General features: G+C 61.9%; 17 protein-coding genes. 5 read left to right on the forward strand and 12 right to left on the reverse strand.

Features of this window, described 5'->3' with window-relative positions; all coding sequences use genetic code 11:
• Positions 1 to 94: 94 nt before the first annotated feature.
• Positions 95 to 310, forward strand: a complete 216-nt coding sequence (locus BN2476_RS37610; protein WP_087739272.1) for a hypothetical protein — start codon at positions 95 to 97, stop codon at positions 308 to 310.
• A gap of 63 nt (positions 311 to 373) precedes the next feature.
• Here the strand turns inward: BN2476_RS37610 and BN2476_RS37615 are convergent, their stop codons facing one another.
• Together BN2476_RS37615 and BN2476_RS37620 are read right to left on the reverse strand one after the other, a co-directional pair.
• A complete protein-coding gene (locus tag BN2476_RS37615; RefSeq protein WP_235851137.1) occupies positions 374 to 1306 on the reverse strand; it encodes a dihydrodipicolinate synthase family protein in 933 nt (310 codons plus the stop codon).
• A gap of 13 nt (positions 1307 to 1319) precedes the next feature.
• Complete coding sequence (locus BN2476_RS37620; protein WP_087739273.1) at positions 1320 to 3032, reverse strand: IlvD/Edd family dehydratase; 1713 nt, start codon at positions 3030 to 3032, stop codon at positions 1320 to 1322.
• Between the two features lie 470 nt (positions 3033 to 3502).
• Between BN2476_RS37620 and BN2476_RS37630 the strand changes: the two genes are divergently transcribed.
• The 4 genes from BN2476_RS37630 (at position 3503) to BN2476_RS37645 (ending at position 7660) form a co-directional block, all read left to right on the forward strand.
• Positions 3503 to 4684, forward strand: coding sequence for a quaternary amine ABC transporter ATP-binding protein (locus BN2476_RS37630; RefSeq protein ID WP_087739307.1), 1182 nt, complete (start codon positions 3503 to 3505; stop codon positions 4682 to 4684).
• The gene (gene choW, locus BN2476_RS37635) at positions 4677 to 5582 is read left to right on the forward strand and encodes a choline ABC transporter permease subunit (RefSeq protein ID WP_087739275.1); all 906 of its coding nucleotides are present in this window, start codon (positions 4677 to 4679) and stop codon (positions 5580 to 5582) included. The genes BN2476_RS37630 and choW overlap by 8 nt, the downstream gene beginning before the upstream one ends.
• Before the next feature lie 134 nt (positions 5583 to 5716).
• Positions 5717 to 6694: a GlxA family transcriptional regulator gene (locus BN2476_RS37640; RefSeq protein ID WP_162497906.1), complete on the forward strand. Its 978-nt coding sequence runs from the start codon at positions 5717 to 5719 to the stop codon at positions 6692 to 6694.
• A 24-nt stretch (positions 6695 to 6718) separates the two neighbouring features.
• Positions 6719 to 7660: a choline ABC transporter substrate-binding protein gene (locus BN2476_RS37645; RefSeq protein ID WP_087739276.1), complete on the forward strand. Its 942-nt coding sequence runs from the start codon at positions 6719 to 6721 to the stop codon at positions 7658 to 7660.
• On the opposite strand, the gene BN2476_RS50005 is transcribed toward BN2476_RS37645, so the two are convergent.
• From BN2476_RS50005 to nirB, 10 genes are all read right to left on the reverse strand, one after another.
• Complete coding sequence (locus BN2476_RS50005; RefSeq protein ID WP_438942933.1) at positions 7642 to 7842, reverse strand: hypothetical protein; 201 nt, start codon at positions 7840 to 7842, stop codon at positions 7642 to 7644. The genes BN2476_RS37645 and BN2476_RS50005 overlap by 19 nt on opposite strands.
• A gap of 205 nt (positions 7843 to 8047) precedes the next feature.
• Positions 8048 to 8302 carry a PAAR domain-containing protein gene (locus BN2476_RS37650; RefSeq protein WP_087739277.1) on the reverse strand — a complete coding sequence of 85 codons (255 nt, stop codon included), beginning with the start codon at positions 8300 to 8302 and terminating at the stop codon, positions 8048 to 8050.
• On the reverse strand, positions 8295 to 9005 hold the full coding sequence (locus tag BN2476_RS37655; protein ID WP_218274579.1) for a hypothetical protein: 711 nt from the start codon (positions 9003 to 9005) through the stop codon (positions 8295 to 8297). Before BN2476_RS37655 ends, BN2476_RS37650 begins: the two co-directional genes overlap by 8 nt.
• Positions 8989 to 10395, reverse strand: coding sequence for an N-acetylmuramidase family protein (locus BN2476_RS37660; protein ID WP_087739279.1), 1407 nt, complete (start codon positions 10393 to 10395; stop codon positions 8989 to 8991). Before BN2476_RS37660 ends, BN2476_RS37655 begins: the two co-directional genes overlap by 17 nt.
• Before the next feature lie 39 nt (positions 10396 to 10434).
• Complete coding sequence (locus BN2476_RS37665; protein WP_087739280.1) at positions 10435 to 13200, reverse strand: type VI secretion system Vgr family protein; 2766 nt, start codon at positions 13198 to 13200, stop codon at positions 10435 to 10437.
• An 826-nt stretch (positions 13201 to 14026) separates the two neighbouring features.
• Positions 14027 to 15169, reverse strand: a complete 1143-nt coding sequence (locus BN2476_RS37670; RefSeq protein WP_087739281.1) for a CmpA/NrtA family ABC transporter substrate-binding protein — start codon at positions 15167 to 15169, stop codon at positions 14027 to 14029.
• Positions 15170 to 15179: 10 nt separating this feature from the next.
• On the reverse strand, positions 15180 to 15755 hold the full coding sequence (locus tag BN2476_RS37675) for an ANTAR domain-containing response regulator (RefSeq protein WP_087739282.1): 576 nt from the start codon (positions 15753 to 15755) through the stop codon (positions 15180 to 15182).
• A 73-nt stretch (positions 15756 to 15828) separates the two neighbouring features.
• Positions 15829 to 18522 carry a nitrate reductase gene (locus BN2476_RS37680; protein WP_087739283.1) on the reverse strand — a complete coding sequence of 898 codons (2694 nt, stop codon included), beginning with the start codon at positions 18520 to 18522 and terminating at the stop codon, positions 15829 to 15831.
• A gap of 27 nt (positions 18523 to 18549) precedes the next feature.
• Complete coding sequence (nirD, locus tag BN2476_RS37685) at positions 18550 to 18879, reverse strand: nitrite reductase small subunit NirD (protein ID WP_218274580.1); 330 nt, start codon at positions 18877 to 18879, stop codon at positions 18550 to 18552.
• Between the two features lie 33 nt (positions 18880 to 18912).
• The gene (nirB, locus tag BN2476_RS37690; RefSeq protein ID WP_087739284.1) at positions 18913 to 21345 is read right to left on the reverse strand and encodes a nitrite reductase large subunit NirB; all 2433 of its coding nucleotides are present in this window, start codon (positions 21343 to 21345) and stop codon (positions 18913 to 18915) included.
• Positions 21346 to 21663 lie beyond the last annotated feature (318 nt).

Here is a 21663-nt window from a genome sequence, read left to right on the forward strand (position 1 = left end):
ACGCTTTGTCAGGCGAGGCGTTTAGAGCGATGACCTATCAGGTCGGCGGCCCGTGAGCCGTTTAATCAACGCAAGGTTTTGAGGAATCAAGTCAATGAACAAGCACATCATCGCTGCCGCCCTGGCAGGTCTGTTCTCGGTCGCCGCATTCGCGCAGGCATCGGCTCCCGCCGCCACGGAACAGGCACCGGCTGTTGCATCGGCGCCCGCCGCAAAGCATCACGCAAAGAAGCATCACGCCAAGAAGCACCACGCTCACAAGGCAGCGCCGAAGGCAGCCAGCGACGAAGCAGCATCGGCAGCGCAGTAACGAGCGCGCCACGCTGAGGCTGAAGGGGGAAGCGCGCGAGCGTCTTCCCCCTTTGTACTTGCGTCAGATGCGCGTTGGGCGCTGGTCCGCGAACGGACCGAGTCGGCTCGCAAACCGGCGCGCGCATTCGAGTCCAAACGCGGTCGGACGCATGCCGCGATCATGAACGACGTCGAAACCCATCCGCCACGCGGCGATCCGTTTGCCGTAGCACGTCAATGCGTCGAGCGATTGCATCACGAATACGATGGACGACAGGATGCCTTCATACAGCGCTCCTGCCGTCGCGTGATCGTCTCCGGCAAAAGCATCATAAATGGCGGCTTGCCAGTCGAATGTATCGGGTGCAACGATCAGTCCCGCACAACCGGCGCGCAGATTGTCGACTAGCTCCTGTCCGCCGCGTCCATTGAAGACGGGCAGTGGACCGCCTTGTTCCCGCAGGCGTTCTATCGTCGATTGAATGACTGTGGCAGGACCTTCGCCCTTTAGCCACTGGAATTGCGGGCACTGCGCCGAAAGCTCGACGAGCGACTGTACCGACAACCCTACGCCCAGATACTCAGGTGCGTTCTGAATGCCCACGGGCACGCGCACGCGCTGCATGATGTCGGCAAAGAAATCGAAGTAGAACGATTCGGGTTTGTCGCGCGCGGAAGGCGGCTGAAGGATCAGCGACGACGCGCCGTGTTCCACTGCGTAATCCGCCAGCGCGAGATGCGCATCGACGGTATCGCCCGTGATCGTGACGGCCAGAGGAACGCGTTCGTCGATGTGTGCGCTAGTCCATTCGATAAAGCGCCGCTTCTCTTCAAGCGACAGACGGTTCACTTCAGTCGCAAGGCCAAGAATCACGATACCGCTTGCGCCCGCTTCGATCGTGCGATCGATCTGCGTGTGAGTCGCGCATCGGTCGAGCGCGTTGTCGGCGTCGAAATACGCGTAGAGCACGGGCCATATGCCGCGCGGCGAAAAAGAATCGAGGCGTGACGTCATGATCGATGCCATATCAATGCGATTCGCGCGGCACGGGCGCGCCGCTTGCGCCGACGAGGAAGTCGAGATCGGCGCCCTGGTCGGCCTGCAACACGTGCTCGACGTATAGCCGGTAGTAGCCGCGCGCCGGCGGTTCAGGCGCTTGCCATGCGGCGCGGCGCCGTTCGAGTTCTTCATCGGATACATCGAGATGCAGGCGCCGCGCGTCGACGTCGAGTTCGATCATGTCGCCTGTCTGCACCAGTGCGAGCGGACCACCTGCCGCCGCTTCGGGCGACACGTGCAGCACGACTGTTCCGTAGGCCGTGCCGCTCATGCGGCCATCGGAAATGCGGACCATGTCGGTAATGCCTTTTTGCAGGACCTTTTTCGGCAACGGCATGTTGCCGACTTCCGCGAAGCCCGGATAGCCTTTCGGGCCCGCGCCTTTGAGCACCATCACGCAGTGCTCGTCGATGTCGAGCGAGTCGTCGTCGATTTTCGCGTGCAGTTCTTCGACGTTCTCGAATACCACGGCGCGGCCACGATGTTTGAGCAACGAAGTCGTCGCTGCCGATGGCTTGATGACGGCGCCGTTCGGCGCGAGATTGCCTCTGAGCACGGCGATGCCCGCATGCGGCTTGAACGACTCGGCGAAGGTCGTGATGACTTTCTGATCGTAGTTGGGCGCGTCGCAGACGTTGTCCCAGATCGACTTGCCGTTGACGGTCAATGCATCGCGATGCAGAAGACCTTGCTCGCCCAGTTGACGCAACACCGCGGGCAAGCCGCCCGCGTAGTAGAAATCTTCCATCAGGTACTCGCCCGACGGCTGCAGATTCACGAGGCACGGTACGCTCGATCCGAGTTCCCAGTCTTCGAGCTTGAGATCGACGCCGATGCGCTTCGCGAGCGCGATCAGATGCACGACGGCATTCGTCGATCCGCCAATGGCAGCGTTCGTGCGGATCGCGTTCTCGAAGGCTTCGCGCGTGAGGATCTTGTCCATCGTCACATCGTCGCGCACCATCTCGACGATGCGCCGTCCCGCGAGATGCGCGAGCACCTGGCGGCGCGCATCGACGGCGGGAATCGCCGCGTTGTGCGGCAGGCCCATGCCGAGCGATTCGACCATCGACGCCATCGTCGATGCCGTGCCCATCGTCATGCAATGGCCGCGCGAGCGGTTCATGCACGATTCGGCATCGATGAATTCCTGCTGGCTCATCGTGCCCGCGCGCACTTCCTCGGACATCTGCCACACGCCCGTGCCCGAGCCGAGCGTGCTTCCGCGATAGCGGCCGTTAAGCATCGGCCCACCTGATACCGCCAGCGCGGGCAGATTGCAGGACGCCGCGCCCATCAGCAGCGCAGGCGTGGTCTTGTCGCAGCCGACCAGCAGGATCACGCCGTCGATCGGGTTGCCGCGTATCGACTCCTCGACATCCATCGAAGCCAGGTTGCGGAACAGCATCGCCGTGGGCCGCAGATTCGATTCGCCGAGCGACATCACGGGGAATTCGAGCGGCAGGCCGCCCGCTTCGCGCACGCCGCGTTTCACGTACTCGGCGAGCTCGCGAAAGTGGGCGTTGCAGGGCGTCAGTTCGGACCACGTATTGCAGATGCCGATGACGGGGCGGCCGTCGAATTCGTCGTGAGGAATGCCCTGGCTTTTCATCCACGAGCGGTGAATGAAGCCGTCCTTGTCGTTGCCGCCGAACCAGCTCTGCGAGCGAAGTTTGCGCATGATGTCTCCTGGGTCTGCTTCGTTTTGCCTGCTTCTTCGTTGTCCTGTCGCTGCAAGGTGAGCTTAGCCGATTCCCCGCGCGATGCATGCACCGATGCCGTAGCGGCTCGCATCACGAAGCACGGCAGTTGCATTGCAGCAGAGCGCGAGCGAGGACAAAACCGTATCGACACTGCTGCTGTCCTGTGGCAAGGCGCGGCCGTACAAGCCGCACGACGCAACGCCTGAATCGCTGAACGGACGCGGACCTTTCCACAAGCGACATGCGCATCCGCTCATCACGCACTGCACCATCGTCACAAACCCTTGCTGGGCAAGCCTCGCGGCCATCCTCTAACGGCCGTTCGCTTTTGCGCGTGTCGTATTTCCGCAAGCGTCTGTCGCAATTAGTCGGCTAGCCGGGGTTTTTTCTGGCAACTATGTAGTCACACTGTGCGGGCCGGCGCCTGCACCACGAGGAGATGGACTCAATGAAATCCCCAAAGGTCGTGGTCGAAGGTTTATGTAAGGTTTTCGGGCCCAACCCGAAAATGGCTCAGGACATGCTCTCGCGAGGCGCGTCGAAAGACGAGGTGTTCGCCAAAACGGGGCATGTCGTGGGCGTTCACAACGCGTCCTTCGACGTGCAGGAAGGCGAGATTTTCGTGCTGATGGGCCTGTCGGGTTCCGGCAAGTCCACGCTGATCCGTCTCATCAACCGGCTCGTCGAACCGACGGCCGGCAAGGTCATCATCGATGGTCGCGATGTGGCGGCCATCAAGCGGTCCGAGCTGACGTCGCTGCGCCGCACCGACATGAGCATGGTGTTCCAGTCGTTCGCGCTGATGCCGCAACGCACGGTGCTGGCGAATGCTGCGTTCGGACTCGAAGTGGCGGGCATGGGACGCAAGGAGCGCGAGAAGCGCGCGCTCGACGTGCTCGAGCAGGTGGGCCTCGCGACGTTCGCGGGCAAGCTGCCGGCGGAACTGTCGGGCGGCATGCAGCAGCGCGTGGGTCTTGCGCGTGCGCTTGCCGTGAACCCGTCGCTGATGATCATGGACGAAGCGTTCTCCGCGCTCGATCCGTTGAAGCGCAAGGAAATGCAGAACGTGCTGCTGGAGCTGCAAAAGAACCAGCGCCGCACGATCCTGTTCGTGTCTCACGATCTGGAAGAGGCGCTGCGCATCGGCAGCCGCATCGCGATCATGGAGGGCGGCCGCGTGGTGCAGATCGGCACGCCGCAGGACATCATCGCGAATCCCGCCGACGACTACGTGCGCGCGTTCTTCGAAGGCGTCGATACGAGCCGCTATCTGACGGCGGGCGATCTGATGCAGGCGAACGGCGTGCCCACCTTGCGCGATCTCGACCAGACGAGCGTCGCCGAGTCGCTGAACGGCAGCGCCGAATACGCGTTCGTGCTCGATGCGGAGCGGCGCATTCGCGGCTTCGTCACGCGCGATGCGATGGGTAACATGAGTAACGGGACACCGTCGCTCAAGAAGATCGAATGCATTTCGCGCGGCGCGCCGCTCGAACATGTGGTGTCGCGCGTGTGCGCGAGCACGACCGCGCTGCCTGTGGTCGACGACGAAGACCGCTATTGCGGTTCCGTCGATCAGGCGGCAGTTTTGAAAGTCATTACGCGCAATCGAGGTGGTGCCCATGTCTGAGATCATTCCACTCGGCCGTTGGGTCGACCAGTCCGTTCACTATCTGCTCGACCACGACGCGAGCACGTTCGATTCGATCGGCAAGGCGATCGAGAGCTTCGCCGCGATGATCGAGCATGGCCTGCAAGCCATTCCGATGTGGGCATTGATGGCGTTCTTCATCGCGATCGGTTTGTGGCGCGTGGGCTGGCGTTTCGCGATATTCGCCACCGCTTCGCTGTTGCTGATCTACGCGACCGGCTTCTGGGACCAGACGGTCATCACATTGGGCCTCACGTTGTCGTCGACGCTGATCAGTCTCGTCTTCGGTATTCCGCTCGGCATCTGGGCCGCGAAGAACAAGCACGTGCAGATGGTCGTGCGCCCGATTCTCGACCTGATGCAGACGATGCCCGCCTTCGTCTACCTGATTCCTGCCGCGATGCTGTTTGGCCTGGGCCGCGTGCCTGGGATTCTCTCCACCGTGATCTTCGCGATGCCGCCCGCCGTGCGTCTGACGAGCCTCGGCATCAAGCACGTGAACCGCGAAATCGTCGAAGCAGGGCAGGCGTTCGGCTGCACGCCGTGGCAGCTGCTCTACAAGGTGCAGTTCCCGAACGCGCTGCCATCGATCATGCAGGGCGTGAACCAGACGATCATGATGGCGCTGTCGATGGTGATCATCGCGTCGATGGTGGGCGCCGGCGGTCTGGGCAACGACGTGCTCGCGAGCATTCAGCGACTCGATATCGGCCTCGGATTCGAAAGCGGTTTGTCCGTCGTGCTGCTCGCAATCATTCTGGACCGCATCACCGAGAGCTTCGGCCGCTCGCCCGGCTCGGCTGCCGCGCCGCGCTTCGCCGGTCTGCGCAGCGTGATGCGCGTGCGCCGCGAACAGGCGGTGGTCGCGCAAAGCTAAATCGCAGTCGTATCGACACTGGCGCCAAATCTCCGGCGCGCCTGCAATACAACCAATAAGTGATCGTCCCGCGAGAGCCTCAGGGCTCTCGCGGTGGCCGAACACATTCTTCTTTGTGCATCACGGAGCGCAACGTGACGTCTATCAGGGCCGAAGCGGCGTTGTCGAATCTTGCGCATGTGGGCTTTCTGACGTTGCCCAGTTTTTCGATGATCGCGTTCACGAGCGCGGTCGAAGTGCTGCGAATGGCGAACTATGTGTCGCGCGCGCAGCACTATCGCTGGTCGGTCCTCACGCATGACGGCGTGCCCGTGCGGGCGAGCAACGGCATGACGGTGAAGCCGACTTGCTCGCTCGAAGAAGCGGGTATGCCTGATGTGCTGATCGTCTGCGGCGGCACGCAGATCCGCAACGCGGTCGATGCGAACATCAGGACCTTGCTCGCGGATGTCGCCGCGCAAGGCGTGCCATTGGGCGGCATCTGCACGGGCGCGTATGCGCTGATGGCGGCGGGGCTGCTCGACGGATATAGCTGCGCGGTGCATTGGGAAGATATGTCCGTGCTGCACAAGGAATATCCGCACGTGCGCTTCGCCGACGAACTGTTCGTGATCGATCGCGACCGCTTGACCTGCACGGGCGGCACCGCGCCGCTCGACCTGATGCTGAATCTCGTCGGCAGCCGCTTTGGCCAGAACCTCGCGGCGCAGGTGTCGGAGCAGTTCATTCTCGAACGCATCCGCAGCGCGAGCGATCCGCAGCCGATACCCGTCGATGCGCGCGTCGGCTTTTCGCGCGCCGAACTGATCGAAGTCGTGCGGCTGATGGAAGCGAATATCGAAGAGCCTCTATCGCTCGAAGAACTCGCGCGGCTCGTGCAACTGTCGCAACGTCATTTGCAGCGCATGTTCAAGGTCTATCTGAACGTGTCGCCGACCCACTATTACCTGTCGCTGCGTTTGCGGCGTGCGCGCGATCTGCTGCGCACGACGGACGCATCGATTGCACGCGTGACGGCCGTGTGCGGTTTTCACTCGCCGTGTCATTTCAGCAAGGCTTATCGCGCGCAGTTCGGCCATGCGCCGAGCGTCGAACGACGTCAGGCGAGCTAACAGAATTATTCCGAGGAGAATGCAATGAAACGCAAGCTGATGATGGCGGCTGCCCTGCTGGGCACGGCCGCCGCGACCGCGCACGCCGCCGATCCCGCCGTGTGCCGCAACGTCCGTTTCGCCGACGTCGGCTGGACCGACATCGCCGCGACGACGGGCCTCGCGTCGACGATCTTCCAGGGACTCGGCTACAACCCGACGAAAACGATTGCGTCCGTGCCGATCACGTTCGCGGGCATCAAGAGCAAGCAGATCGACGTATTCCTCGGCTATTGGGCGCCGACGATGGACCCGATCATCCAGCCGTTCGTGAAGGCAGGCTCGATCAAGGTGCTCGCGACGCCGAACCTGACGGGCGCGAAATACACACTCGCCGTGCCTGACTATGTGTATAACGGCGGCCTGAAGAACTTCAGCGATATCCAGAAGTACGCGGACAAGCTCGACGGCAAGGTCTACGGCATCGAGCCGGGCAACGACGGCAATGCGCTGATCAAGAAAATGATCGACGGCAACCAGTACGGGCTCGGCAAGTTCAAGCTGGTCGAGTCGAGCGAGGCGGGCATGCTGGTCGAAGTGAACCGCGCGATTCGCGAGAAGAAATGGATCGTGTTCCTGGGCTGGGAGCCGCATCCGATGAACGTGCAGATGAAGATCGACTACCTTGCCGGCGGCGACGATGTATTCGGGCCGAACTACGGCGAGGCGAAAGTCTTCACTGCCACGCCGCCCGATTACGCGCAGCGTTGCCCGAATGCGGCGAAGCTCGTGTCGAACCTGCAATTCACGACGACGATCGAGAATCACGTGATGGTCCCGATCATGAACAAGGAAGACGCGAACAAGGCCGCGCTTGAATGGCTGAAGGCGAATCCGCAAGCGCTGGATAAGTGGCTCGCGGGTGTGCAGACGATCGATGGGAAGGATGGATTGCCGGCCGTGAAGGCTTATATCGCGGCGCATTGAGTCTTGTTGTCTGCGACGCTGCCTGGTTTCTGTTCTTTTTGGATTGCCGCTGTAATTCGCGTGGCGGTCAGCGTGTTGTAGTTCGTCGCGCAGAGATGGCACCTGTACAGGTTGCGCGCAGTATTGCCTCCCTTGCGAACGCGTAGCTTGCGCTTCGCGCTACCGCATTGGGGGCAGCACATCGGGTTCGTGTCATCGACCGAGCGCAGCCATTCGAGAATCCCGTTGCCTGTTCATGCAGTTCGGAAAGCAGATGCCGCAACGGGTCAATTCCTTGCAGAACCTCGTCAACCTTGTTGGCCGGAATGCCCGGATTGGGATTCATCTTGCGCGGCGTTCGCACGTGAACTGTTGCGGACCCGTCCTGTTTAACCGTAACGTCCGTTTTCATCCGGCGAGACTGGAGATGAGGTGACAGCCGCACCTTGCCTTGTGCCCGTGACGGGCGGCGGGCACGCCTGCATCTGTGACGTTTTCGTCGCCTTCCAGAAGGAGGTTAGGGTTGATGTCGAGATGAAGCGGGCACGTGACCGCATCGCCCTTGCGGGCCACGCGACGGCCGCCGTAGCGCATGGTTTCGGAGGCGGTGATGACTTCGCCGCCGTGGTCGGTGGAGTCACCAAGGCGAATAAAATCAATCATAGAATCGACCCCGTCGCTTGTTGACCGCCGGGAACGGGTCCACGAGGTCAGATGAGCGCACCCAGCCGGTAGTGACCCGTCCATAGGAGTCAGCATTCAATCTGGGATCAGCAAAGCGCACCAACGAAAACTGGTTACGCGTTTCAAGAACAACAACCACGTTCCATTTTATCAAGTAACTTTTTGTGGCGATAAATTTTCTACTACGATAATCATGTATGATTGATTTACCTGATACAAGACGAATGCCAATAGCGGCAATTTTCTTCGCAACTACGTATTTAGTCGCCTCCAAGCTCCCAAGTTTGAAAATAAACCCTCCCGCTGCATTCTCACACCCAGCCTGAGCGCTTGACGTCTTGATCACCCATTCGTTTCCGCTGCGATACAGATCGCCCTTTATGTCAAATGATTTGTCTCTGCGTGAAAATTCGAAAGACTTATCACTTGGTACGAATGTAAGTAATTTCGTATCGGTATAGCCGTCAAGATTGGGGGGGTGCAATTCTTCGTTATCTTGCAAGAAAAAAAAAGAGCACGAAAATTTTTCGTTTTCGGCATCATAAAAACCGGAAATTCGACCATCATCAACATACCCGACCAAGCTCGGGTCGTCGAACAGGATCGCCTCCCCGGCAAACCCGGGCGTAGTTAGGCCCAACATCATCACTACACCCATAAAGATTTTACTTATATTGATCATAATATTTGCCCAAGTTACTAGCATAGTCAGGATTTTGCTTGCGCCAACTGGCACCGTTATACGATGCAGCCACCTTCTCCCAATCATGTTCTTTTAAACCAGCAACCGCTCTCGGTTTTACATTCTTCATAAAGGAAATGAAAATCTTCGCTTGCCCGTCTGTACCGGACAGGAAGGTATTAACAAACTCAAACACTGTCGCGCAACCGCAAGATGCATAATATTCGCCAAGTATCTGAAAGCCGCCCCAAGAACAGGCTTTTAATGCAATTTCAAAATCCAGCGCCGCCGCACGCGCAAGTTTTTCGTATTGATGCAGACCGCCCGCCCCATAATTATCGGGACCTTTAAAGCATAAATCTGGGTGCTCGGGATACGGATTCGTAGGCGGTTTTTTATTTTTTATATTTTGTCGCGAACCATGCTTTCCATCCCGTTTCGCTACTGCGAGATCGAAAAAATGTCGCCTTTCATACAGAATAGGCGGAAGCCCATTCTCCAAAAACGGATGTCCCTGCGACTCCTGCTGAACAATCGCCTTGATTGCCGCAACCTCAACCCCGAGGTGTGTTGCCATATCCGTGAATTGGGCCTCGGTGAAAGTCTCCGGCTTGGGATAATTCAACCGCGACCCAAGAACATTCAGCGTAACTGTGTGCGGCTTGCCCGTATCAACGATCTTGTAATGGTGCTCGATCGTGATGGTTGTCTTTTGCTTTTTTGTCTTTTCATCAGTAGCCGTCTCCTTGTGCCTTGTCGGGAAGTCCTTCTTGACCTTTCCCTGTTCTGTAACTTTCTGCGACCAGCCGATGTACGGCCCGAACTCCCGCACGAGCCGTTCGATGGTCATTACTTCCCCTTGCTTCAGGACAGGAAGATTCAGGTCCTGCTCGAACTCGTCTTTCGGCGTGAGCTTCGTTGTGGCCTCCAGGTGATATTCGGGGCTGTTAACGGTGAATGCACAGATGTCCTTCTTGGGTATAACCGTCGCTTTCCACACATACTCTCCGCGACGGTTCTTCACCAGCACATCAATCGGCTGGTTTCGTGCAGCGTTATGAATTGTGGCCGCATAGCCGTCCCTATCCGTCGTCACCTGGATGTCGTTGGCAACCATCGGCGGCATTGACGCGTTCGGCCCTGACGCTGCCATAGCAACCGAGGCAGGGCCAGGAGCTGCGGCAGCGCCGGAAGTCGCGGCGGAATCGGTGTCACTGTCCGGTCCCGTTATCCATGCGGGCGCGGGCTGCGCACCTGCGCCCGCCTTGATCTGTACGGACAACCCTTCGATAGGCATTTGCAGTACGTCGCGAAAGACGATCGTAGCTTGCACATACGGGTTGGACGGTGCCTTGGGCGCGGGCTGACTGGATGAGTGATGGTGAGCCATGGAAGTTGCTGTGTTGTCTTTTCAGTTCGAGTGCACTGGTTACGCCCCTGCGTCATCATCGACGGTCAGTTCGTGGCGGTCGTAAGCGTCCTCGGCGACGCTCCAGTCGCCCGCACCGATTTCGCACTTGACCTTGGTTGATGTAGACGTACTGACGGTCAATGTAGAGCCTTCAGTCAGCATGCCTTGCTGCTGGATCGTGCCGTCAGGCAGATACACGCGATAAGGCTGGTCAGCAAGCTTCGGCCCGATGCCCCGGTTCTCGGCAACAGTACTGACATCGAAAGTCTGCGAGTAGATCTCTGCCGGATTCTGCGCGAGCGGTGTCAGGGGGAGAACCGGCAGCGGCGCGCGCACGGACGATGCACCCGGCACGTCCCACGACGGCGTCTTTTCAAGGATTGGCCCCGGCGAGCCGTTGATGATCCCGCTGCCGTTGATCTGGATATACGAGCCGCCCGCGCCAATCCACACTTCCTTCGAGGCGGTAATGACGACCCTGCCGTCCGTGCTGCTGACCGTAACGTCCTTCAATGCCGCGAGCGCCATTTCATCGCTCTGCGCCTGCACCTCGACCTTTCCCTTCGCGGCGATCAGTTTCAGCCCGAGCTGGTAGGCGAACATCGAGATCGCGCCGCGCACCGATGCGAGGAACGAGCGGCCGGACGACACGCTCACGTCACGGCCCGCCGTGATTGCATGGTCGTGATAGCTGGCCATGTGCGTGCCGTCAGCCGCAGTCATCGCGATGCCTGCGCTGCTCGCGACCAAAAGGTCCGGCCGCGTCATTTCCGGCGATGGATCGTCGCGCGACTTCGCTCTGCCCCTGATCGCATCGTTCTGCGTCTTGATCGTGCCGGTCGCGTCGTGCTGGTTCGCTTCCGCTGATTGCGCCTTGTGCCGCTGCGCAAGCTGCGCGAGGTCCTCATGCTGCTCACGCGCCTGTGTGAGCCGCTGCACCGTCTCGCCCATGTCCTTCACGGGCGACAGTGCCCCGGCGCGCGTCTCGGTTGTCACCAGCAGACCCCGGTTCGCGCGCAGCACGCCATGCGCTTCTGTTGCAAGTTCAAACCCTTCGCCGCGTGCCAGGTCGCGTCCGTTGTGCCCATCGATGCGCGTGTTGTGCCCCAGCACCAGCCGCGACTGCGCATGGTCGCTCGCCACCTGCACCTGGAGCTTGCCGGGCGTATCGTCCGTCATGACGCTGTTGGCCGACTCGCCACCCAGTTCCTGGCTGCGCCAGCCCGACAGCGCGTCGTTCTTCGGCAGCTTCCACGGTCCCTTGTGGAACTCGGTCATATGCCCGGAAATCACATAGGGCCGGTCCGGGTCGCTGTCGTAGTAGCCGACCAGCACGTGATGCCCGGTGCGCGGCATCCACATCGCGCCGTGCTCGACGCCGTGCCAGGGCGACGCGACGCGCAGCCAGCAGCTTGAGTTCTCGTTTTTCGGGCCGAGCCGGTCCCAGATGAAGTGAACCTTGACGCGTCCCAGATGATCGTCGTAAACCGGTTCTTCTCCATAGCCCGTGACGATCGCCGTCTCCGCATAGGCGCGCGGCTTCTGCGCCTTCTGCGGCGTGCGGTAGAACGTGCTGGCGGGCACGGCCGCAAACGTCGTCGTGCAGCTGTACAGGCGGTCGATTCCGCCGTGCTGCGTGACCGTATCGTTGCTGACGATCTCGGTCTTCGTCGAAACGACGAGATATTCGCCATCGCCCGGTGTGAGCGGATAATCTTCGAGCGTGAACGTGTAGCCCGTCATCAGCCCGCGCAGGTTACCCTTGCCCTTCGCGCGCAGGCTCTTCGCACGGTGCGCCTCCACCTTCACACGCGCCAGGTGCCGGCCGTCGAACTCGGGATCGCTACGCCATGCCGGGTCCGTGCCCATCGGACCCTCGCCGGGCTGCGAGTAGTCGCCCCAGGCGTACTCTTCGGCGTTGTCGAACGCGCGCTTGCTATGGTCCGACTGCGTATGGGTCAGCTTCGCCAGCGACTGTGTATAGTCGTAATCGACCAGCGTCACCTGGCCTGTCGTAATCTGCCGGGCGACACGAAACGCGTGAACGTGTTCCTCGTCGATGCGCTGCCCGTCGCGGTCGAGAAAGCGCAGGGTCTCATAGGCGGGCGGGTGCTTTTTGTACGCGCCGGGCGAATCGCACAGCACCAGCGTGCTGCCGTCGTAGAAGAACGTGATGCCCCATTCCTGCCACAGACGGTTGAGGTAAGAGAAATCCGATTCCCACCACTGCCGCTGGTACTCGCGCCTGGGATACGGGCGGCGGCGCACGCCAGGACCGGCCAGCCGCATCTCGAACGGGTACGGATATTTCTGCAGCACGTCGCGCGTTATCTCGATGATGTCGCGGTTCATCCAGAGCCTGCTGTCACGGTTCAACGTGGCCAGCCAGAGCCAGGGGCGGAGCTTCAGCCGGTAGAACGCACGCCGGTCGTCCGCCCCCACGCACTGCGCGCAGACGATCAGGCCCGTGAGCTTGCGCACGTCGGCCCCGAAATTCGCCGCTGCGCCGCCGGTTTTTCCCTGCTCCCAGGTCCCGTTACCCTCAATGGCAATCCTCACCGTCACTTCCTTGCCGATGAGCGCATCCACGTCGACGAGCGCCTGCGCTTCAGTTGCGGTCAGTGTCTCGTCGTAACGGGTGCTGACCTCGACATCGTATTCATACAGGTGACCGAGCTTTTCCCGGCCGGAGAGCCGTGAGACGACGAACAGCGGCTCGCCCGCCCATTGCGGCAGCGCCTCGCTGGTGATCTCCAGCGTACGCGGCTGTTTGAACCATGACATCAGCGTCTCCCTTTTGTTGTGGTCAACATGTGTCTGCGTTGAGCCGCCCGCGTTTCGCGCGTGCCCGTGGTGGTTGCCACGCCCCTCGCATGGGCCACTTCGAACAGGATGCAGTGGCTTGGCAGCCCGCGAGCCAAGCTCGCAGCCGGTCGAAACCAGCGAGACTCATATGAACGCACTATTGATGCGGCGCGGGCCCAAGCTCATCCAGGCAGTTCACACCGTTTGAACAGGCATGGTCGTGGTCATAGAATCAGTTCCGTCGACCACGCAAGCCATCTGACGGGCTGACTACGACCATCGAGATGACATCCTGAATATTTGATCGCTATCTGCAGCGGCGCACTATCAGGAAGCTCCGAAATTTGCGCAGGATTTTTCTCTCAACCGCAACGTCCTTGATGCAGGATGAAAAAAGCCCTCGCTATGAACTGCACGCCAAAAAGTTGGACATCGATCCAACCGTTGGCGTGTTTTCATGGCGAAGTACGACAAGGAATTCGAGCAGAAGTTAGTCGATGCGTATCGAGTCCCAGGATTGCCAGTGCGGTATATGGGAACGTCAAAAGCGCGAGGCTGAGAAAGACCGGCTGCGACGCCTGATTAATTCCGCCGCTTTTTAGCATCGGGACGTCGATAGTGCGACGGCAATAACCAGCACAGGTGGTACTAGGCTGCTTGCCTTATAGCGGCACATCGAACGAAAGTCCCTTACGAGGACAAAGAAAGCCAGTGCCGCCCCGCACAGGTGGCCTTCGCACTGGTATGAGCAACGCGGATGCCGGTCGGCGCGCTGCGAAAACCGAAGCGTCGCAGACAATCCCCTTCACGCCCTGATCGCGAATTCCTTCACATACGCCTCGTCGGCAATGCCATTCCATTCGCGTCCATCGATCAACAGCGAAGAGGGCGATTGCGCGGAGACAATCACGCCCACATTCGCGGCTGCCTGACGATAGAGTTCGGTCTGACTGACCTCGCTCGCGATCCGCGCGAAATCCGCACGCCAGTCCGTCATTCGCCAGCGCGCAAATTGCGCAAGGAACCATGCGCCCTCTGACGGATGCGGGTAATTCACCGTACCGTCTTCGAAGAACTCCACAGGGCGGCGCTTCGCATCCGAACCTGCCCTGAGCAACCGCGCCGTGATCGAACCAGCAGGCACGCCGACGAACTCATCGGCAGCGAGCCAGCGCGCGATCTCCGCGCGATGCTCGTCATCGTCGAGCCAGCGGCACGCTTCGAGCATCGTTTGCACGAGCGCGCGCGCGGTGTTCGGATAGCGCGTGACGAAATCGCGCCGGCTCGCGAGCACTTTCTCCGGATGATCGGGCCACACTTCGCTCGTCGCCGCGATCGTTCTGCCGACGCCTCGCTCCTGCGCAACGGCATTCCACGGCTCGCCGACACACAGCCCGTCGAGCCGGTCCTGCGCGAGCGCATCGACCATCTGCGGCGGCGGGATGACCACGCTTTCGATATCGCGCAACGGATGCACGCCTTGCGACGCGAGCCAGTAGTAGAGCCACATCGCGTGCGTGCCCGTCGGGAACGTCTGCGCGAAAACGGGCTTGCGGCCGAGCGTCGCGAGCGCGGCGGGCAACGTCTTGTGTTCGTCGAGCGCGGCGGCGAGACGCTTCGATACCGTAATTCCCTGGCCGTTGCGGTTGAGCACCATCAGCACGGCCATATCGGTTTGCGGTCCGCCGAGGCCGAGCTGCACGCCATACACGAGTCCGTAGAGCGCATGCGCGGCATCGAGATCGCCGGACAGCAGCTTGTCGCGGATCGCGGCCCACGACGGCTGCTTCAGCAATTCGATCGTGAGTCCGTGCGCGTGGCCGAATTCAAGCAGCTTCGCGGCGACGAGCGGCGCGGCATCGCTGAGCGCGACGAAGCCCAGGCGCAAGTGAGTTTTCTCGAGCTTGCCCGTTTCGTCGGACGAGGGGATGTGTGAGGAAGTGTTCATGGGCAGCGCTTCAATCTGGCGAGCCGGCTGCGGCGACGATCTGGCGCGCGACCTCGACGAGCTTCACGCCCTGATTCATCGCGCGCTTGCGCATCGTCGCGTAGGCGGCGTGTTCGGTCATCTTCTGCGAGTCCATCAGCAGGCGTTTGGCGCGGTCGATCAGCTTGCGCTCGGCGAGTTCGTTCTCGACCTGCGCGAGCCGCTCGCGCAATTGCGACTCTTGCGCAAAGCGCGCGAGCGCGACTTCGAGGATCGGCGCAAGGCGCTCCGTCGCGAGCCCTTCGACGAGATACGCGGTGACGCCCGCGCTGACGGCGTCGCGAATCAGCTGCTGGTTCGCGTCGTTGCTGAACATCAGCACGGGGCGCGGCGCCGTCGCGTTCATCACGGCAAGCTGTTCGAGCGTATCGCGCGACGGCGATTCGGTGTCGATGATGATGACGTCCGGCCGTTCGCTTTCGACGGTCTTGTGCAGCGCTTGTGGCGAAGCCGTGGCGGCGAGCATGTCATAGCCGAGCCGCGCGAGCACGTCGCGCAACTCGCCGATCGGCTTGTCGGTGTCAGTTACGAGCAAAACGCGCAGCATGGATGGCACGGCATCGAGTGGTGTGGTTCAAGCAGATTCATTGCGTCGGATGGCGGGGTTCTGCCCTGCGCTTTCAACTGGCGACAGCAGCAGTCTCGCACATTCGCTTCAGTTCCGGCACACACGATCCGCACTCCGTGCCGCAACCGAGCGTCGCTTTCAGTTCGGGCACCGTCGCGCCGTGCGCGATGGCCTCGTTGATGCGCGATTCCTTCACCTGCTTGCAACTGCACACGACACGATCGCGCGGCGCGGCATGCTGGCGTTGCGCGGAGAACGCGGCGAAGCGCGGGCCGAGCCACGGCTGCGCGGCGCGCAGTTGCTCCATTAGCGTGTCGCCGTTCGCGATATCGCCCGCGAGCACGAAGCCGTCGATCACGTTGTCGTGCCAGATCACGCGCTTGTCCGTTTGACGCCGCGCGTCGCGGTACTCGAGCGTGTCGTCGCCCTTGGGCAGATCGAGCGCCGCGTAGACGCGTTCGAGCCAGCCTTGCGGCGCTTCGGCGTGAGCGGCGCGCAGCACGATCAGATCGCCTTCCTCGAACGACACCGATGCATACGCGCATTCCGCGAGCAGCGGCTGCACGGCGGCGTGCATCGCGAGGGTGTCGCCGCGGCGCGCGGCGAGCACGCGCCAGGGCAGTTCGGCGCGTTCGATGCGCACCGCCGCATGCTTCAGTTCCGGCTGCTTCGAATGCGGATCGACGGCGCCATGCGTCGTTTCGTTGATGCCGCCGCTGGCGAGGAACTGGCCGTTCCAGTGCATCGGCGCGTACACGGTGCCCGAGGACACGTCGCCGGAAAGCTGCAAGGGCAGCACGAGCGCGCCGCGGCGGCTCGCGATGCGCACGAGGTCGCCTTCGCTCAGGCCGCGCCGCGTGGCGTCCGCGCGTTGCATCGTAAGCGCGGGCTCCGGCGCATGCGAGAACAGTTTGCCGACGCGCCCCGTGCGGCTCATGCCGTGCCACTGGTCGCGCAGCCGGCCCGTGGTCAGGCGGAACGGATAGCGCGCGTTGACGGCATCGGCGACGCCCAGATACGGCGTCGCGTGAAAGCGCGCCTTGCCGTTGTCGGTCGCGAACACGCCGCCTGTATAGCGGCGCGCTTCGCCTTCCTTTGCATCGGCGCGATAGGGCCATTGCTGCGGACCCGCTTCGTCGAGCAGCGCGTAGCTGATGCCCGTGATGTCGAGATCGCGGCCCTGCGTCAGCGTGCGATGCTCGTCGAAGACCGCTTGCGTCGATGCATAGCCGAACAGCGCCGAGCCTGCATCCGCGATGCGCTTTTCGAGGCGTTGTGCGATTTCGTTGGCGATCCACCAGTCGGGCTTCGCATCTCCGGCGGGCTCGACGGCGGCGCGCACGCGCGAAATGCGGCGCTCGGAATTCGTGACCGTGCCCGACTTCTCGCCCCATGTCGCCGCGGGCAGCACGACGTCAGCGAACGGAACGGTGTCTGTTTGCATGAACGCTTCCTGCACGACGACGAATTCCGCTTTCCTCAATGCTTCGCGCACCTTCGCGATATCGGGCATCGAATGAGCGGGGTTCGTGCATGCGATCCACACGGCCTTGATCTTGCCGCTGCGCATCGCCTCGAACATCTCGACGGCGGGCAGGCCAGGGCGATCGGACAGGCGCGCGGCGTCGGCGAGGCCCCAGAGCTTCGCCACTTCCTCGCGATGCGCGGCGTTGCCGATATCGCGATGCGCAGCCAGCATCGTCGCCATGCCGCCGACTTCGCGGCCGCCCATCGCGTTTGGCTGACCCGTCAGCGAAAATGGGCCCGCGCCGCGTTTGCCGATCTGGCGCGTCGCGAGATGCAGATCGATCAGCGCGAGATTCTTGTCGGTGCCGTGGCTCGACTGGTTCAGGCCCATGCAATAGAGCGACAGTGCGGCATCGCTCGCGCCGAACCACTCGGCTGCCTGCATCAGATCGTGTTCGGCGATGCCGCACAGTTCGGCCGCCGCGCGCGGCGTGAACTCGCGCACGAGACGCTTCAGTGCATCGAAGCCTTCCGTATGACGCTCGATGTAATCGCGATCGATCAGCCCTTCCCAGATCAGGTGATGCAGCATGCCGTTGAAGAGCGCGACGTCGGTGCCGGGCTGGATCTGCAGATGCAGGTCCGCCATCGACGCCGTATCGGTGCGGCGCGGATCGACGACGATCCAGCGCACGGCCGGGTTCTTCGCCTTCGCGTCTTCGAGCCGGCGGAACAGCACGGGATGCGCCCACGCCATGTTGCTGCCCGCGAACAGCACGGTCTGCGCATGTTCGAGATCGTCGTAGCAGGTGGGCGGGCCGTCCGCGCCGAGCGCCATCTTGTACGCGGCGACGGCGCTCGACATGCACAGCCGCGAATTCGTATCGATGTTGTTCGTGCCGATCAAGCCCTTCGCGAGCTTGTTGAACACGTAATAGTCTTCCGTCAGCAACTGGCCCGACACATAGAACGCGACGGCGTCCGGACCATGCCGTTCGATCACGTCGGCAAAGCGCGCGGCGACGTGATCGAGCGCATCGTTCCATTCGACGGGGCGGCGCTCTTCCGCGCGATGAATGCGCATTTCTGGGCGCAGCGCGCGGCCCGTCAGGTTCTGTGCCGTCGACGCGAGCGCGAGCCCCTTGCTGCACAGCCTGCCGAAATTCGCGGGATGCTCGGGGTCGCCGTGAACGTCCGTGATGCGGCCGTTCTCCGCTTCGATCAGCACGCCACAGCCGACGCCACAATAGCAGCAGGTGGACCGGGTAACGGTTTTCATCGTGACTCCATGTTGCCGCGACGACACTCAGGCAAGGTCCAGCCACACTGCGCCGTCGCTGTCGACGCGCACGGGAAAATGACGCGCGCAGCCTTCATCGGGAGCTTTCGCGGTGCCGCTCGCGAGATCGATATTCCACGCGTGCAGCGGGCACGTGACCGTCTCGCCGTGCACGATGCCTTGCGACAGCGCACCGCCCTTGTGCGGGCAATGGTCGAGCAGCGCGAAGACTTTGTCGGTGGCCGAGCGGAAGATCGCGACGTTGCCGCCGTCGCGTTCGAGCACGCGGCTGCCCAGGCGCGGAATATCGGCGACGTCGCACACGCGCGTCCAGGAGTGAGTGACCTGCATGTCCATGGGTTTGTCCTTTGCGTTGTTCTGCACCGCGTATCAGGCGACGACCTTGAGCGGAATGTATTCGTGCTTCTGCTTGCCGCCGATGCGCGCTTCCCACGGATCGGGCAAGCCTTCGAGCGAATAGAGCAGGCGCTCGTACAGTGCCTTGCGATTCGCCGCATCGTCGACCACTTTCTGCTTCACGTAGTCGAGCCCGACTCGCGCGATGTAATGCACGGTGCGATCGAGGTAATACGCTTCCTCGCGATACAGCTGCAGGAACGCGCCCGTGAATTCCTTCACTTCGTCGGCAGTCTTCACTTTCGCCAGAAACTGCGCGACTTCCGTCTTGATGCCGCCGTTGCCGCCGACGTACAGTTCCCAGCCGCTGTCGACGGCGATCACGCCGACGTCCTTGATGCCCGCTTCGGCGCAGTTGCGCGGGCAGCCGGATACGGCGAGCTTCACCTTATGCGGCGACCACATGTTCGCGAGCATCGTTTCCAGATCGATGCCCATTTGCGTGCTGTTCTGCGTGCCGAAGCGGCAGAACTCGCTGCCCACGCACGTCTTCACGGTGCGGATCGACTTGCCGTATGCGTGCCCTGACTTCATGCCGAGGTCCTTCCATACGTTCGGCAGGTCTTCCTTCTTCACGCCGAGCAGGTCGATGCGCTGGCCGCCCGTCACCTTGACCATCGGCACGTTGTATTTGTCCGCGACATCGGCGATGCGGCGCAATTCCGCCGGATTGGTCACGCCGCCCTTCATCTGCGGGATGACGGAGAACGTGTTGTCCTTCTGGATGTTCGCGTGCACGCGCTCGTTGACGAAGCGGCTTTGCGGATCGTCGACGGCTTCGCGCGGCCAGGTCGACAGCAGGTAATAGTTGATCGCGGGGCGGCACGTCGCGCAGCCGTTCGGCGTGCGCCATTCGAGGAAGTCGTACACGTCGCGATGCGTGAGCAGATGCTGGTCGCGGATCGCCTTGCGCACTTCGCCGTGATTGCGGTCCGTGCACGCACAAATGGCCTTGGTTTTAGGGGGTTCCTGAAAGTCGGAGCCGACGGTGCTCATCAGGATCTGCTCGACGAGACCAGTGCACGAGCCACATGAGCTCGCGGCCTTCGTGTGCTTCTTCACGTCGTCGACCGTGAAGAGGCCTTTTTCGGTGATCGCCTTGACGATGGTGCCCTTGCATACGCCGTTGCAGCCGCACACTTCATCGCTGTCGGCCATCGCGGCGGCGCGGCTCTGGCCTTGCACGCCCGCATCGCCGACGCTCGACTCGCCGAACATGATGTGATCGCGCAATTCGCCGAGCTTGCGGCCTTCGCGCAGCAGCTTGAAGTACCACGCGCCGTCGGCGGTATCGCCGTAGAGGCACGCGCCGACCAGCTGATCGTCCTTGATCACGAGCTTCTTGTAGACCCCGCCCGACGGGTCCGACAGCACGATTTCCTCGGTGCCTTCGGTGCCCATGAAGTCGCCGGCCGAGAAGAGGTCGATGCCCGTTACCTTGAGCTTGGTCGACATCACCGAGCCCTTGTAGCTGCCGATGCCCATCAGCGCGAGATGATTCGCGCACACCTTCGCCTGCTCGAAGAGGGGCGCGACGAGACCATACGCGATGCCGCGATGGCTCACGCATTCGCCGACGGCATAGATGCGCGGATCGTACGTTTGCAGCGCATCGCTCACGACGATGCCGCGATTGCAATAGAGACCCGCCGCTTCGGCGAGCGCGGTGTTCGGACGAATGCCCGCTGCCATCACGACGAGATCGGTCGGGAGCGTATCGCCGTTTTTGAAGCGCACGCCCGACACTTCGCCCGCATCGTTGCCGAGAATCTCCGTCGTCGCCGTGCTCAACAGAAAGTCGAGGCCGCGCGCTTCGAGCGAGCGTTGCAGCAGGTTGCCCGCCGTCGCGTCGAGCTGGCGTTCGAGCAGCGTGTCGGCGAGATGCACGACGGTCACGTCCATGCCGCGCAGCTTCAGGCCGTTCGCCGCCTCGAGCCCGAGCAGCCCGCCGCCGATCACCACTGCGCGCTTTTTCACGGCGGCCGTATCGATCATCGCTTGCGTGTCGTAGATGTCGCGATACGTGATCACGCCTTTGAGCGTGTTGCCGGGGATGGGCAGGATGAAGGGCGTCGAGCCCGTCGCGATCAGCAGGCGGTCATAGTGCGCCTCGGTGCCGTCGCTCGCGACGACCTTGCGGCGCACGCGGTCGATGCGCTCGACGGTCTTGCCCATGTGCAGCGCAATGCCGTTCTCTTCGTACCATTCCAGCGGATTGAGAACGATGTCGTTGAACGTCTGCTCGCCCGCGAGCACGGGCGAAAGAAGAATGCGGTTGTAGTTCGGATGCGGCTCGGCGCCGAAGACGGTGATGTCGTAATGGTCGGGCGCGATCGTCAGCAACTCTTCGAGCGTGCGGATGCCGGCCATGCCATTGCCGATGACGACGAGTCGGGGTTTGCTCATGATCGATGTTCTGTCGTGGATCGCGCCGGGGTGCGTTGCCCGATGCGACGAACGTCGAACGTCATTGCCCGACCGATTGCGGCTCTCTACGGCTCTCTGTCCCTTCGCGCGATGCAGCGCGCGGGAGGGTGCCGCGTTGCCAGATTCCTGCGTGGCCGCGCTTTCCAGTCGCCGCCACTCGTGCCGCCTTGCGCCCTTGCAAGCAGCGCTCACCTATTCGCAACTTGCATGCCATCGGGCAGCAATCGCTGGGAGGCTTGCTGGGCAAGGCTTTGCGACCCTGGTCCGCAGGTTCTTGTATTGCACCGCAGCAGTGCG

The organism is Paraburkholderia piptadeniae (assembly GCF_900007165.1).
GTDB classification, from domain to species: Bacteria; Pseudomonadota; Gammaproteobacteria; order Burkholderiales; family Burkholderiaceae; genus Paraburkholderia; species Paraburkholderia piptadeniae.

Excerpts from the sequence above, each read along its gene's own strand:
- BN2476_RS37610 (WP_087739272.1), top strand. The coding sequence starts at position 95 with ATGAACAAGCACATCATCGCTGCCGCCCTGGCAGGTCTGTTCTCGGTC.
- BN2476_RS37615 (WP_235851137.1), bottom strand. The coding sequence starts at position 1,306 with ATGACGTCACGCCTCGATTCTTTTTCGCCGCGCGGCATATGGCCCGTG.
- BN2476_RS37620 (WP_087739273.1), bottom strand. The coding sequence starts at position 3,032 with ATGCGCAAACTTCGCTCGCAGAGCTGGTTCGGCGGCAACGACAAGGAC.
- BN2476_RS37630 (WP_087739307.1), top strand. The coding sequence starts at position 3,503 with ATGAAATCCCCAAAGGTCGTGGTCGAAGGTTTATGTAAGGTTTTCGGG.
- choW (WP_087739275.1), top strand. The coding sequence starts at position 4,677 with ATGTCTGAGATCATTCCACTCGGCCGTTGGGTCGACCAGTCCGTTCAC.
- BN2476_RS37645 (WP_087739276.1), top strand. The coding sequence starts at position 6,719 with ATGAAACGCAAGCTGATGATGGCGGCTGCCCTGCTGGGCACGGCCGCC.
- BN2476_RS50005 (WP_438942933.1), bottom strand. The coding sequence starts at position 7,842 with ATGTGCTGCCCCCAATGCGGTAGCGCGAAGCGCAAGCTACGCGTTCGC.
- BN2476_RS37650 (WP_087739277.1), bottom strand. The coding sequence starts at position 8,302 with ATGATTGATTTTATTCGCCTTGGTGACTCCACCGACCACGGCGGCGAA.
- BN2476_RS37655 (WP_218274579.1), bottom strand. The coding sequence starts at position 9,005 with ATGATCAATATAAGTAAAATCTTTATGGGTGTAGTGATGATGTTGGGC.
- BN2476_RS37660 (WP_087739279.1), bottom strand. The coding sequence starts at position 10,395 with ATGGCTCACCATCACTCATCCAGTCAGCCCGCGCCCAAGGCACCGTCC.
- BN2476_RS37665 (WP_087739280.1), bottom strand. The coding sequence starts at position 13,200 with ATGTCATGGTTCAAACAGCCGCGTACGCTGGAGATCACCAGCGAGGCG.
- BN2476_RS37670 (WP_087739281.1), bottom strand. The coding sequence starts at position 15,169 with ATGAACACTTCCTCACACATCCCCTCGTCCGACGAAACGGGCAAGCTC.
- BN2476_RS37675 (WP_087739282.1), bottom strand. The coding sequence starts at position 15,755 with ATGCTGCGCGTTTTGCTCGTAACTGACACCGACAAGCCGATCGGCGAG.
- BN2476_RS37680 (WP_087739283.1), bottom strand. The coding sequence starts at position 18,522 with ATGAAAACCGTTACCCGGTCCACCTGCTGCTATTGTGGCGTCGGCTGT.
- nirD (WP_218274580.1), bottom strand. The coding sequence starts at position 18,879 with ATGGACATGCAGGTCACTCACTCCTGGACGCGCGTGTGCGACGTCGCC.
- nirB (WP_087739284.1), bottom strand. The coding sequence starts at position 21,345 with ATGAGCAAACCCCGACTCGTCGTCATCGGCAATGGCATGGCCGGCATC.